This window comes from Acidobacterium sp. S8 (assembly GCF_009765985.1).
Classification (GTDB): domain Bacteria; phylum Acidobacteriota; class Terriglobia; order Terriglobales; family Acidobacteriaceae; genus Alloacidobacterium.
In genome coordinates this window covers 8,113-21,315 of the sequence record NZ_LMUM01000037.1, presented here as the reverse complement: position 1 = coordinate 21,315, position 13,203 = coordinate 8,113, and the positions used below count along the sequence as shown (strand labels likewise).

The window sequence follows — 13,203 nt, the reverse complement described above, 5'->3', positions numbered from 1 at the left end:
CATGCGACCGAAGAAACCCATCTTGCTCTATTGTCCCGACCGTGAATTGCTATCCGCTACGGCCTTCGCGCTCCGTCTTCAACCCTACGATGTCACTGCCGTTGACGACAGCCGGAGTGCCGCTGCCGTCATGATGGCAAGTGAGCTTGTCTGCGGCGTCCTGATCCACGCAAGACAGGGCGACCCCGCCGGCAGGTTGATCCATCGCCTACTCGAATCAGATTTGCACATTCCGCTCCTGCTCGTTGACCGTGCCGGCGATCTCGCACCTATCCGCTACGCGGACATGGTGCTTTATGGCCGCAATACCTCTATGGCCCATATCCTCGGCGCTCTCGATGTGTTGTGCGCGCGGAAGCGTGGCCCGCAACCTCGGGGCGGCGCATGAAGTACCTCTCTGTCTGCTCCGGCATCGAGGCCGTATCGGTTGCATGGCAACCTCTCGGCTGGCAACCCGCCATGTTCGCGGAGATCGACCCGTTCTGTTGCTGGCTGCTGCGCTCGCGCTATCGCGCATCGCGCCTTGTGTACATGCCTAGTCCACATGGAGCAACAACGCGCAAAGAGGCTAAGCAGCGCGCGGCGGCCGTTCGCAACATCATTGCTCTGCCTGCCGATGGCGCGATCATCAATGGGGGCGATTTCACAAAGATAGGTAAAGACGATGTGGGAACAATCGACCTTCTGGCCGGAGGAACACCTTGCCAGTCTTTCTCCGTCGCCGGTAAGCGAGCGGGACTGGATGATCCGCGTGGCAACCTCACCATCGAGTTTGCTCGACTTGCTGATCGCCTCCGGCCCGCTTGGCTGGTGTGGGAGAACGTCCCCGGTGTCCTGTCGATCGACGGAGGACGGACGTTTGGAGCCTTCCTCAGAATGCTGGTCGAGTGCGGGTATGGGATCGCCTACCGAATTCTGGACGCTAGATTTTTCGGAGTACCCCAACGACGCCGTCGCGTCTTCGTTGTCGGACATCTTGGAGACTGGAGAGGTCCCGCAGCCGTATTTCTTGAGTTCGCGGGCCTGTCGGGGTATCCTCCGCCGCGCCGAGAAGCGCGGCAAGGAGCTGCCGGAGGCGTTGAAGTCGGCCCTGCTGGCGGTCGCCTCACAGACACCGCCCCCACCATCGACACAGGATGCAAGGATGGCTTCGTCCGCAATCAACTAGGCGCGGGCGTCCTCTCATTAACAAATGAAATCTCGCATTGCCTGAATGCCGGAGGCATGGGCAGACAGGATTACGAGACAGAGACGCTGATTGCTCATGCGCTCTCAGCCGATGGCTTCGACGCGAGCGAGGACGGCACCGGGCGCGGAACGCCCGCGGTGCCTGTCGCCATCTGCACCGCACATACCCAGTCCAACGGCAGCGGCTTCTCCAAGGACATTGCTCACACTCTGGAGAGCGGTTGCGCTCAGGCTGTCGCCTTTGCGCAAAACAGCCGTGACGAGGTGCGGCTGCACGGCGGAGACGGTAAAACAGTCGGCGCGCTGGCGGCGCAGCCAGGCTTGAAACAGCAATGCTATGTCGCCTTCTCCGCAAAGGACTCCGGCGCTGATGCGAGCGATGTTGCGCCGACGCTGCGCGGCATCGGACATGATCGAAGCCACTCGAATGGCGGCGGACAGGTAGCCATCGCATTTTCGCAGAACCAGTCCGGTGACGTTCTGGCCGGCGATGTGATGCACTCGCTTGGAACAAGCCAGAATGCATCGGGCCGGAATGCGGCTACCGTCGCGTTCACCCTCCACGGAAGCGACGGCACGGCAAGCGCCGCTTCATCGACCGAAGTTGCGGGGAGCCTTCGTACCCGCGCTCCCGGCAGCATGGAGAACAGCTCGACGACGGCTGTGCTTCAGAAGCAGTCCATCTCCTGGTCTGGAGAACTCACGGCATCGACCGACATGGCCGGGACCCTTCAGCGTGGCGGCGAAGGTGGGCGAGTCGATGACGTGATGACGCCCCAAATGGCCGTGCGTAGGCTGACGCCGCGCGAGTGCGAGCGGTTGCAGGGATTCCCCGACGGATACACGCTGGTCGAGTACCGTGGCAAGCTCGCAGCCGATGGCCCCCGCTACAAAGCTCTCGGCAATTCGATGGCTGTCCCCGTCATGCGCTGGATCGGACAACGCATCGCCGCCGTCGATCAAATCCTCCGTGAGCACAGCGCTAGGAGAGAGCCATGAGCCTCCGCTCCTTCACGGTGTTGGCGCTTTCCTTGCGAAAGAGAGAAGACCTTGACCTTCGCCCAACCCGCATTCACTCGTACTTTAGACCGCGCAGTTTCGCCTTCCACGTAGTCGCCCAGGAACCGCCCTCCGCAAAGTGTCGGCAGATAGGAAACGATGCGGAAGGCTGCCGAGCGTGGTTCATCCACTCCCCGCTGGTCAACGCCGCATCGGAGGCGGGACAGGACGACGACTCCGGCGTGCGGGTTGCGAATCTTACGCATCCCCCGTCCAGACACCTTCAGACGGATGTTTCCCTAGAGCGCCATCTCTCCCGGATTTTTCCCATGTCTCACTCGGTCACTCGCTCGGTGCTTATCCCGCGCCCTGCGGCACGGCACGGCTCTGCTTCGGCTGCGCCGCCCTAGAGGGTTTCGGCTTTCAGAAATCTTTTCGGCAAATCTCCGCACAGAACGCGGACGAAAAGATTTTCCGAACCTTCCGAAAAAGCGCCGCTCGGCCTTGGGAGCGGGGCACCTCACGTCGCTTCGCGCAAGAGTGTCCCCGAGTAAAAACAGGGCAAATCCAAACAGGAGAAAAGCAATGGCACTCTACGAAAACAAAATCACTCTGAAGGGCTTCCTGGGCAAGGATGCCGAGAACTTCGCAACCCGCAATCAGAAGACGGTAGTCGTCCTCTCGCTCGCCACCAAGTCCGGCTACAAGGACCAGCAGAAGAACGAGTGGGTGAACCACACCGAATGGCACCGCATCGTCGCCTTCGGCAAGTCCGCTGACTACGCGAAGGGCCTGAAGAAGGGCGACTACGTGGAAGTCGAAGGCGAGCTGCGCTCGACGGAGTACGAGAAGGAAGTCGGGCAGAGCAAGAGCAAGGTCAAGGTCACCTTCCGCGACAAGGAAGTGCGCGCCAACACCGTGAAGAAGCTGGCAGCACCGGCCAAGGGGGAGAACCTCGACGCCGATCCCATCACGGAGGATGACGCCGCGTAAGCGGCGTTGTCCTCCCTCACGGGAGGTGCGACATGCTGACTCTCTTTGCCAATAACGTCCTCTTACGCGGATTCCTCGGCAAAAATGCCGAGGCGCCCCCCTCACACGGAATCACCGAAGACTCCTTCGCAGTTCTGCTGCTGGCGACCGTCTCCGGCAGATGGGATCTCGGCAAGAACGAGTGAATACCGCGCACCGACTGGCATCGCATCATCTGCCCAGGCACGTTCTTCTGCGGCATGAGGCGCGGCGACTACCTGAAAGTCGAAGGTGAGTTGCGCGCTCTGGAGCAGGAGCATGGCGTAGTCGTTGCCGGCGAACGCTTTCCGGTGAAGCACTCGACCTATGCCGTCCCTGCCGTCCGCATTCAGAGGCTGGATCGGCCAGAAGCATTGGTCGATTACGGCGACTCCGATGACTACAACACGGAGGTTCAGCCATGAGCCTCTTCAGGAACACAGTGAAACTTCGCGGGTTCCTCGGCAGAGATGCCGAGGTCCCGCCGATGAAACGCACCGACAAAGACCCTTACCTCATCCTCACGGTCTGCATGGACGACGGCGTCTGGTGGCGGCCAGCCAACGAATGGCTTTCCCACGGCGGCTGGTTTCGTGTGATCTGTCCGGCGCTGGTTTCTGCACCTCGCTACGCGAGATGAAGCAAGGCGACTACGTCGAGATCAAAGGCCGGTTGATCATTCACCACTATGCCGAGGTGAACCTGAAACAGCCAGTCTATGAAGTCCATGCCGCGCATGTCCGCAAGCTGGACATTCCTCCTGTTGGCGTAATTGAAAATTACGACGGCTAGTGCCGTCGTGCTTTCGGCAGAGAGGTTATTGCCTCTCTGCCTCTTTTTATCTTTCCGCGCATGCTTCGCGCGCGTGAAGGAAAGGACATCCCCCGAGGACACAATCATGATCGCCAATGCCGTCTTTGTCGCCACACTCATCTTCCTAGCCCTCGGCTTCTGGCTGACGCGCGAGATGCAGTTCCTCACTCCGTGGCGCAGTCTCATCCTGCACCAATACCTGAAGAGCATCGCGCTTTACTGCGCTCTGCTCTTCGCCAATCTGCTCGGCCTCACCATCTGGATCGAGCGCAAGTTCTTCCTGCGTGATACAGGCCGCAAGCTCAGGCATCTCGATCAGGAGATCCAGACCGGGCAGAGCGAACTATCGGACGAAATGCTCGCGCAGTTCGGAGACGAGGAGGAGCGATAGCCATGGTGAACGAAGAGCAGTATATAGAGCGCACGTCCGACCTCATCGCCAAAGTGCGCCAGATGCGCGAGGCCGCGGAAAAAGAGATGAACCGCTTCACGCGGTTGGCCGACTACGACGTGCGTCGCGTCATCGGCCAGAAAACCCCGGATGCCGCAGAACCAGTGGCTCCGCAGGCTGTTATTGAATTTTCGTCGGATGTTGCGGAGCACGGTGAGGATGGGGAGACACAGCCATGAGACTCGATCTTCCCCAGGAGTTGCCGCGCCGCCGCGATGAGAACGACAGTTCCCCCAATGATGCGCGGACGCCTAAACGGACAGTGCCGGAAAACCCTTTGCAGCACCGGCTGAAGCAGCCCGACGATCGGAGGACCGCCCCTCGCGGGGACCGCCCTCGTACTCCTCGCAGGGAGAAAGCCCGGCCCAGGACGTGCCGCGCGAGCGCCGCCGTCCTGTGTCTTCGGACGACCCGCGCCGTCCATCGCGCGCTGCCACAAACATCGTCGGGCTGGAGCTGCGGCCTGAAGAAAAGCAGCTTCTCCGCGAAGCCGGGCGCTTCCGCGTCGTCCGCACAGCGGACCTCCGCGAGTCGCTCTATCGCGGCAAGTCGGGCACACTCGAAAACGATCTCCGCTATCTCCGCGACAAGGGACTCATCGAGACCACGCACATCAATCTCCGCCGCGACGGACGGCGGCGCAGCATCGAGCGCGTCGAGGTGGTCACGCTCACCAAAGAAGGCCGCCGCCTCCTTATTAAGGATGGTGACCTCCCCAAAGACCAGAAGGTCTATGCCGGTCTGGTCAAGCGACGCGAAGTCGAGCACGACTCGCAGATTTACCGCGCCTACCGGAAAGAGGCTGAACGCATCGAGAGCAAGGGCGGCACAAACCTCCGCGTGCGCCTCGACTACGAAATCAAAGCCGACGTGCAGAAGGCGATCTACCGCGAGCGCAAAGCCGACCCGACGCACGGCATGGCCGAAATCAAGGAGCAGGTCGCCAAGCAGTTCAATCTGCCGTTCGTGGACGGCGGGATTCAGATTCCCGACGTGCGCATCGAGTATGTCCTTCCCCGCGAAGCCGGTCAGGACCCGAGCCTGGATCTGGATCAGGGCTCGCGCACCGACCACGAGGACATCGAAGTCCTCACCGCCGCCTACCACCGCGGCCATCTGCGCTCGAAGGCGCAGGCAGGATTCCGCAATTACGCTTCTGCCGCTGACCGTTCCTCTCTGACCGCAAAGATCGAGGGCGACAGCCACCTCATGGAAAACATTCTGGAGCTGTAGCTATGGAATACGACCCCATTCAATCTCTCGAAGCCATCGGCTATGTCCAGCGCGAGGCTTCATTCCTGTATCTGGTTGCCGTGCATTCCGGCTACTTCCTCCGTCGCCAGTACCACTCTTTCACGCAGCGAACAGGCGGAAAGATAGCGATCCGCTTTCTTACGAAAGCATCTCGCCATCGCCATATCCAAGTCATCGAATGCGGGCAGAAGCGGCATGTCTACCACCTGACAGCAAAGCCCGTCTATGCTGCTCTCGGCCTTGCCGGATCGCAGCATCGCCGCATCAAGAGCGACGCCTACATCAAGTCCCGGCTCATGGTGCTCGACTTCATGCTCGATCACCTCAGCGCGGACGTGCTCTTCACGGAAGCGGCCAAGGTGGATTTCTTCACAACGCAGTGCGGCGTGAAGTTGGAATTACTACCGCAAAGCTATGTGGGCAGGCCGCTCTACTTCTCCGAGAGGTTTCCCATCCTGGTCTCCCACATCGGTGTCCCGTGCCTTACCTTTTTCGACGAAGGCCAGGTCAGCAGCTCCCGGTTCGAGAATTTCCTTGAGCAGTATCAGCCGCTGTTCGGCGCACTTGCCGCCTCTGAGTTGATCTACCTCGCCGATACCGACGCCAATGTGCGACGGGCAAAGGCCGCCTTCGAGCGCTGCTTTCCCGCCGACCGGATGCGCGGCGTGACTCCGCTCACGCCGATGGGCGTCGATCACTTCCTGAAATTCCTGCGGGCCAGGCAGTTCTTCGACTCCGAAGGCGGTGGTGTCCTGTCCTCCGAGTTGCAGCTTCTGCGCGAAGGAGAAGCGCTCTACACCACGCTCGAACACCAGGCCCTCTATGCTGCATGGAAGGCCGGGAGCACAAGCGCCGACAAAATCCGCGAGCGATTCCAGCAGACTCCGCTGCGCGTGACCTTCACGACGAAGCTCCTGCCATACAGCTATCCGATCTACACGCTGCGGCAGGAGGGCCAATCCGAAGAAGGTAGCCAGCCCCCTCAGCAGCCCCCACACCAGCCCCCCACGATGGAGGCTTATTGATGCGGGTAGAACAAGTTACCGAGATAGCCGGGTCACGGAAGGGTGTATGCCGGGGGCGGGAGCGACCCCAGTGCTCCGCACTTCCCGCGTCGGCTCCGCCGCGCTGGTCGCTCCCGCCCCCGGCTGTTCAGGTATCGAGAACGTATCTGTTGCTGATACCAGATTCATCTGCGACAGATACAAAGCGGCTTGGTTCGGTATCGGGTACTGATTCAGAACTGATCCATAACTTATCCGTGACGGATGCACGACAGATCGCAACTTCATCCACAAGAGATAATCATGAGCCGACTGAAACTGATTCACGGAGTGAGCCGGGTGCGCCGCGCGAAGCTCCAATCCTCCATCGACCAGACCGTCGCCGATGACATTGAGTTATTGGCGCAGTGGTCGAACAACGAAACCAACTATGTCATCAACGAACTGCTGCGCTTTGCACTGGCCCAGGAAGAAGACTTCCAGAAATACAAAGCAACTGCGCCGCCGAACTCCGCACAGCCAGCCAGCAGTCCAAAGGCCGCGTCCGCACCGATCCGCTCTGTAGCCGATGCAGCGACTAAGCCTGATCCATCGATGACACCCACTGCTGCGAGAGCATGAAGGAGGTAATTTTCTTATGAAGATTCGTGCGCATCTACAAGGCGTCGCCCATTCACTGATTGAGTATCGTATCCTGCTCTCGTTCGGCTTGAGCGCGGCCTGCGGTATCACCCTGAGCAGTCTCTACCCCATCAACATCATGAATCCTATGCTGCGTTTGATTGCCCTGAAGCAGCCTCCGATCTTTCGCGCTCTCGTCTGGAGCTACGATCTTTTTCTCTACAGCACCCCGTTCCTGATTCTCTCCACCTTTTTCTCGCTCACTTATATCCACATATATAAGAGAGAGACGGAGCAGATGGCCGGGCCGCTCCCTCCGTATCCTGATCCACGTACCAGGCAGGACTTGTCACTGGTCCTCGGAGAGGTCCACAGCCAGCTTGTCCCCAGGACCAGCCCAACTCCGCAGTGGCTTTCCATCCCCGAACGCGGTCTCTATACCGGGACCTGCATCGTGGGCGCAACCGGATCGGGAAAGACCGCGGCCCTAGTCCTTCCAGCCATGCGGCAGTTGTTCGCCTATCGCGCCCACGATCCAGAACGGAAGCTCTCTGGCGTCGTGCTCGAAGTAAAAGGCGATCTCTGCCGCCAGCTTCGCCGCATCCTGAACTGGTGCGGACGAGAGCAGGATTATGTCGAGGTCTCGCTCGACGGCGACATCCGCTATAACCCGCTGAACAACTCGCTCGATCCCTACGCACAGGCATTCAATATCGCCTCCATCATCACGTCGATCTGGGGCAAGGGCAAGGAACCGTTCTGGCAGCAGTCCTACACCGATCTGGTCCGGTATGTAATTCTGCTTCATCGCGTCCGCGACGGATACCTGACGCTGGTCGATCTCTTCCGCACCGTGATCAGCGCCGGACGTTTGGAAGAGATGCTGATCGAAGTCGGATCGCGCTTTAGCGGTACGCAGTACATCGGCATCGGAAGACGTGATTACCGAAAACATGAGCCGTTCCTGTCTCCGCTTGGATTCGAGTGGAATAAGGAGGCAAAGCAGTACCTAGCCGTGTGGACCGAGGAGTTGGAACGGCTGCTGGTTCAGGAGACGAACACGGAGTTGTTCATCTTTACCCGGAAGCCATACTCGCCGGAACAATATGATCGCTTCGAAAGCGTCCGATACTGGTATTGGGAGCACTGGAAATTCTTCCGCTCCGAGGTCAAGACCTCGATCATCCAGGGCATCGTGGTCTTCCTCTCGCTGTTCGAGACCGATCCACAGGTGCGGCGCGTCTTCTGCCCGCCGAAGGAACTCTATAACGGCAAGCCATGTGCCGGCGATCCCAAAGGCCGCGTCCTGCCTCCGTTCGAGGATCTGATCGAGACTGGGAGCGTCGTTGGCCTGAACTTTCCCGTAGCCCTGAATCCAGCACTGGCCAAAACCATCGGCACCTTAATGAAGATTGACTATCAAAGAGCCATACTGCTGCGCATCCCGAAGATGGATGCAGAGCCGGTGAAGCATTATCGTCCAACTGTCTTCCTCTGTGACGAGTATCAGAACTTCGCCACGGTCGGCGGCGACAATCCTACGGGCGACGAGCGATTTCTCTCGATCTCGCGCCAGCCGAAGTGCATCCCTATCGTCGCCACGCAAAGCATCGCCAGCCTGAAAGACACGCTCCCCAATGAAGGCGTGAAGATCCTGCTGCAGGCGTTCCGCAGTAAGGTCTTCCTTACCACTTCTGATCCTGAGACCGCGCGCTACGCATCGGAACTCTGTGGCAAGGCGGACCGCACGCGGATCAGCTACACCGTCTCCGAATCCTCGACGAATGCCAACGTCGGATGGCTCTCTGGCCGCACCTCGTCCAACAAAGGCTCCGTCTCCGCCTCCAAGCAGTATCAGAAACACACGGAACCGCTCTTCGAGGAAAAGGTTTTCTTCGATCTCCAAAACGCGCAGGCAATTGTGGTCGCCTTCGATGGCATCACCCCATTGCAGCCGACATACTGCTATCTCAAGCCGGACTTCCTGCCCATCAGCATGACCTGGTTTGAGCAGGAGCAAATCGGCTTCGATCCCCGGAGGATACCGGCGTGAGCTTTGACATCATCATTCCGTTCCTCAAGCCCATCGAGTCTTTGCTACTGAACGAGACCATCTCAGAAATCATGGTCAACCCTGACGGCTCAATCTGGATTGAAGAAGCAGGTCGTGTTCAGCCTCTGCCGGATGTCCGGTTTGAGAAAGACGCGCTCGCCACTGGCCTCGAAGTGATCGCTAACAAGTTCGGAAAAAAACTCGACGCTGATTCTCCCATCCTGAACCTACGCCTACCTGATGGCAGCCGCATGGCCGCGATGATCCCGCCCGTGGTCAACCCGAATCCGATGATGACCATCCGCAAATTCACTGCGCGGAACTTCACCATCCACGATCTGATCGAGCGGAAGACCCTGACCGAAGCTCAGGCGAAGACGCTGGCCGATGCCGTGCGGCGTGGCGACAACCTGCTGATCTCCGGCGCAACCAGTTCGGGCAAGACCACACTCGCTAATGTGCTGGCCGGTTTTATCCCTGAAAGGGACCGCATCCTGATCCTTGAAGATGTCGCGGAGCTCTCTATCAGGAAGCCGCATGTCATCTCCGCCGAGGCCCAACTCGACACCCACAAGAGCCAGATTGGGTTCGCAGACCTGCTCAAAGCAGCGCTCCGCCATAGGCCGGACAGGATTATCGTGGGGGAGATTCGCGGGCTGGAGGCGCGTGTCTTTCTCGACGCGCTCAACACCGGACATCGCGGATCGTTGACTACCATCCATGCCAACAGCGCCGAAGACGCCTTGCGTCGGCTGGCTCAACTTGCCATGCGTGGATCAGGCGGTGTTCATTTGCGAGATGTTGAAGATGAATGCAGAAGATCCATCGACATGGTCACGCACGTCGCCAAGCAGTACGAATGGCGGCGCATCACAGAGATCAAAGCAGTAGCTTTCGATTGAAACTACTGCTCAAGAGCTTCCCAGCCCTTGTTGGTCAACACCAATCCTGTCACCTCGTCGGCTTTCGAGATACCGCTGACAGTAATTCGTATATCGCCGAATGCCTGCTGCACTTGAGCCTGTCTCGCCCACGGCGCGAGGTCTGCAATCTTGTAGGTATAGGTGGCCTCGCTTTGCATGTACGGTCCCATCGCTGCCGGTTCCGTCCACTTGGCGACGGAATCCACCGTTTTCTGGCCATAGCAGAACGCGTTGCTCTGACCTAAAACGTCGGATTTCACCTGAACGTATTTTTTTCCTTCATTCGTCAGATCGTAACGCCTCACGGGCCGCGGAGCCGATGGTCCCAGCGCGCCCATCATTCCTTGGATCACTGCGGTCGTGTTGCGTCCATGCACCAAGCCAGCATGTTCCAGCGCGGCCATTTGCGGCGCGATGCCATACTGGTCCTTCGACTCAGATGCGGGAATATCAATCGGAAACGTCTGCGCGAAGTAGGTGCATACCTGGCCGTGCTTCGCAAGATACTGATTGATCGCTTTCGTGAAATTGGCCGAGTTCGGTTTCTTCTCGTTGCTGCAGCCGCCGAGTATAAGAAAAGCAGTCAGTGAAACTAAGATAAGTCTGCGCATTATCCTCCGATCTGTCAGTTTCCATTTGCCCGCCTGTGTTCAGGCGGACCCGTGACGCAGATCGAGCGTATCTTTTGCCGCTCGTTCCTGAGCTTTTCCGTTCTTGTCCATAACAGATTCTGAAAATCGTTGACGGCCTCGGTGCGGTTGTCCCGCCTCACAAAGACTCCGCTCTTCATGGTCAGCAGTTTGTCCGCCAGAGGCCGGAAGGCAATGCCATCCTTCGTCAGGTGCGACCAACCGCTGCTCACCATCGCAAGGCCTCTGCCTGCCGCCACCATGTGGATCGCCTCATAGAATGTGAAGGGCTGCGCGATCACGTTCAGGTCGATGCCGAGGACTTCGAAATAGGTGGTGATCTCCCTATGAACTTCAGGCAGCGCATGTTCTGATACACCGATCAGCGGCTCCCTATCGAGGTCTTGCGGAGAGATGAGGTTAAGGCGAAAGAGACGGTGCCGCGCCGGAATGCACAGCATCAGGTCCTCATCCAGCAGTTCTCTGGTTTCGAGCTCGGAGTAGGCGATCGGAAGATAGCCGATCCCCGCCTGGTCCTGCCCGTCCAATACACCTCGGATAATTCCGACCGTGTGCAGGCTTGTCATCCTCAGAACCGGATCATCCGGTCGCTCGAAATGAAGGTCCGAGACAATCGTTAACAACTCTGGGCAAAGGCATGATGAATAGGCCACTTCGAGAACGCCAGCCTCACGTCCTGCCGCATTCCGCGCTCGCCGTGCTGCCCGGTCGTAATGATCTAAAACGTGAAAAATCTCTTCGACACAAGCTTTGCCGGCTTCGGTCAAACGCGCTCCTCCGTGCCAGATAAAAAAGAGCCTCACCTTTACCACCGCTTCGACATGGTGGATCCTGCGGCTCAGCGCAGGCTGAGACATGTGCAGACGTGTCGCTGCACGTGATACGCTGCCCTCCTGCGCCACTGTAATGACGGATTTCAAGTCATAGATCGTAACGTCGTCCTGCATCTTGAGCCTTGGCGTTATTGAGCTACAACTTCAGATATCTCGACTTTCGTACTTCTCTTATCCTTACGGATTTCGACTCTTCTCGCACAACAATATGCAAAAGTGGCCAAATTTACTTGGCTCAAACGACACACTGACCCCTCAGAGATATTTTTGGGAAAGAAAATGTCCGAAACGGCCTACCCAACGCGGGGAGGCGGAAGCATCGAAAAACCTTCATCTAGACGCCTGCGCGATCAGGGAACATGACCTATTTGATTCATTCAGCAGGTTTCATCCAATATGGCCAGGTACTCCGCAGGGTAAGGGCAATCACGCCGCTCTCGATTCGGTGGGATAGTGCTTGAAATTACCCGTAATGAGCCATGCACCGGTTGTTTTGGCTAGGGAGAGGAACATGCGTCATCTGGATCGGGAACGGATGTGGGCAGGATGCTCCATCCGGGAACCGCAGCGCGCCTTCTATCAGGAACCTCAGCCACGCCGGAGGAAGGTCATTGTGCGAATTGTAATATTAGGCCCGCCCCGTATTCCCCAACGATCAAAAGGGCTCACGGCGATTTGGATGTTCGCCTCTTGAATGGCACCCTGAATAATTCGCGCAGGAAAACCGTCCGCTTGATCCCAGCGGAGACAATGACATTGGTATCGAGTACGGTCAGCCCCATCGGGAGGTTTTGCGTTTCAGTTTCCGTTGTCTCACCTCGGGCCCTGGTACTCCCGAAACAAAGCATCTGGAACAATATGCGATCGCATCTTGGACGCGCTCCCTATCCTTGGGACAAATTCTTAGATCGGGATGAATACGACGATGTACATGGAGTTCGGGTTCGCCCATCTTGAGTTGTGTAGATTCGCCTGGCACGACCCGAGTTTTCGCTCAGTTTCCAGTGGCTGGACCAAAATTTCTCCGCAAGGCGGCCCGCTTCGCGGGCGGGTGAATGGCATTCGCACGGCAAAACAGGCCGCTAAGTCCATGAACGGCTGCTGCCGAAGTCCCGTGGTCCAGCTTGCCTCACTGGTTTTGTGCTTTTCCATAACCGCGTTTATCCTATCCGGGCTCGCCAAATCTATGCTCTTCTAATCGAGACGCAGCACTAATGGAGCGTTGCCAACAGCGGCTGTATCCAGGAAAACAGAAAATTGCCTACATTCGGAAAGAGTGCGGAGAGCGCGGTGATGGCGGGAAGACCGCCAACGCTGAGCATGTGCCACAGAAAGGGCCAGCGTTCTCCTGTCTTGCTGGTCTCACCCACCTCTATCTCGAAGCCAACCAGAGTCCCGTAGCC

The 13,203-nt window shown here is 58.4% G+C and carries 18 protein-coding genes; 15 read left to right on the top strand and 3 right to left on the bottom strand.

The window, feature by feature from the left end; all coding sequences use genetic code 11:
• The first annotated feature begins 1 nt into the window (after position 1).
• The 15 genes from GSQ86_RS18885 (at position 2) to GSQ86_RS18805 (ending at position 10,296) form a co-directional block, all read left to right on the top strand.
• Positions 2–388, top strand: a complete 387-nt coding sequence (locus GSQ86_RS18885; RefSeq protein ID WP_158751750.1) for a hypothetical protein — start codon at positions 2–4, stop codon at positions 386–388.
• The gene (gene dcm, locus GSQ86_RS23165) at positions 385–2,187 is read left to right on the top strand and encodes a DNA cytosine methyltransferase (protein ID WP_216841210.1); all 1,803 of its coding nucleotides are present in this window, start codon (positions 385–387) and stop codon (positions 2,185–2,187) included. Before GSQ86_RS18885 ends, dcm begins: the two co-directional genes overlap by 4 nt.
• The gene (locus GSQ86_RS18865) at positions 2,184–2,597 is read left to right on the top strand and encodes a hypothetical protein (protein WP_158751749.1); all 414 of its coding nucleotides are present in this window, start codon (positions 2,184–2,186) and stop codon (positions 2,595–2,597) included. Before dcm ends, GSQ86_RS18865 begins: the two co-directional genes overlap by 4 nt.
• A gap of 175 nt (positions 2,598–2,772) precedes the next feature.
• Positions 2,773–3,180 carry a single-stranded DNA-binding protein gene (locus GSQ86_RS18860; RefSeq protein ID WP_158751748.1) on the top strand — a complete coding sequence of 136 codons (408 nt, stop codon included), beginning with the start codon at positions 2,773–2,775 and terminating at the stop codon, positions 3,178–3,180.
• A gap of 32 nt (positions 3,181–3,212) precedes the next feature.
• A complete protein-coding gene (locus GSQ86_RS18855; RefSeq protein WP_158751747.1) occupies positions 3,213–3,365 on the top strand; it encodes a hypothetical protein in 153 nt (50 codons plus the stop codon).
• A gap of 54 nt (positions 3,366–3,419) precedes the next feature.
• Positions 3,420–3,623 (top strand): hypothetical protein, encoded by a 204-nt coding sequence (locus GSQ86_RS18850; protein WP_158751746.1) that lies wholly within the window; start codon positions 3,420–3,422, stop codon positions 3,621–3,623.
• Entirely contained in the window at positions 3,620–3,838 is a 219-nt protein-coding gene (locus GSQ86_RS18845; protein WP_158751745.1) for a hypothetical protein, read from the top strand. The genes GSQ86_RS18850 and GSQ86_RS18845 overlap by 4 nt, the downstream gene beginning before the upstream one ends.
• Complete coding sequence (locus tag GSQ86_RS18840; protein WP_158751744.1) at positions 3,835–3,990, top strand: hypothetical protein; 156 nt, start codon at positions 3,835–3,837, stop codon at positions 3,988–3,990. Before GSQ86_RS18845 ends, GSQ86_RS18840 begins: the two co-directional genes overlap by 4 nt.
• Before the next feature lie 106 nt (positions 3,991–4,096).
• Positions 4,097–4,402: a hypothetical protein gene (locus tag GSQ86_RS18835; protein WP_158751743.1), complete on the top strand. Its 306-nt coding sequence runs from the start codon at positions 4,097–4,099 to the stop codon at positions 4,400–4,402.
• A 2-nt stretch (positions 4,403–4,404) separates the two neighbouring features.
• Positions 4,405–4,641, top strand: a complete 237-nt coding sequence (locus GSQ86_RS18830) for a hypothetical protein (RefSeq protein ID WP_158751742.1) — start codon at positions 4,405–4,407, stop codon at positions 4,639–4,641.
• A 193-nt stretch (positions 4,642–4,834) separates the two neighbouring features.
• Positions 4,835–5,695, top strand: a complete 861-nt coding sequence (locus tag GSQ86_RS18825; RefSeq protein WP_158751741.1) for a hypothetical protein — start codon at positions 4,835–4,837, stop codon at positions 5,693–5,695.
• 2 nt (positions 5,696–5,697) lie between these two features.
• Positions 5,698–6,741, top strand: a complete 1,044-nt coding sequence (locus GSQ86_RS18820; RefSeq protein ID WP_158751740.1) for a hypothetical protein — start codon at positions 5,698–5,700, stop codon at positions 6,739–6,741.
• A 282-nt stretch (positions 6,742–7,023) separates the two neighbouring features.
• Positions 7,024–7,341 (top strand): hypothetical protein, encoded by a 318-nt coding sequence (locus GSQ86_RS18815; protein ID WP_158751739.1) that lies wholly within the window; start codon positions 7,024–7,026, stop codon positions 7,339–7,341.
• Between the two features lie 16 nt (positions 7,342–7,357).
• Entirely contained in the window at positions 7,358–9,394 is a 2,037-nt protein-coding gene (locus GSQ86_RS18810) for a type IV secretory system conjugative DNA transfer family protein (RefSeq protein ID WP_158751738.1), read from the top strand.
• Positions 9,391–10,296 (top strand): CpaF family protein, encoded by a 906-nt coding sequence (locus GSQ86_RS18805; protein WP_158751737.1) that lies wholly within the window; start codon positions 9,391–9,393, stop codon positions 10,294–10,296. Before GSQ86_RS18810 ends, GSQ86_RS18805 begins: the two co-directional genes overlap by 4 nt.
• Before the next feature lie 2 nt (positions 10,297–10,298).
• Here GSQ86_RS18805 and GSQ86_RS18800 read toward each other — a convergent pair whose 3' ends face one another.
• From GSQ86_RS18800 to GSQ86_RS18790, 3 genes are all read right to left on the bottom strand, one after another.
• Entirely contained in the window at positions 10,299–10,928 is a 630-nt protein-coding gene (locus GSQ86_RS18800; RefSeq protein WP_158751736.1) for a hypothetical protein, read from the bottom strand.
• A gap of 14 nt (positions 10,929–10,942) precedes the next feature.
• Positions 10,943–11,914 (bottom strand): LysR family transcriptional regulator, encoded by a 972-nt coding sequence (locus tag GSQ86_RS18795; RefSeq protein WP_158751735.1) that lies wholly within the window; start codon positions 11,912–11,914, stop codon positions 10,943–10,945.
• 1,097 nt (positions 11,915–13,011) lie between these two features.
• On the bottom strand, positions 13,012–13,203 hold a 192-nt coding region (locus GSQ86_RS18790; protein WP_216841209.1), incomplete at its 5' end, for a hypothetical protein.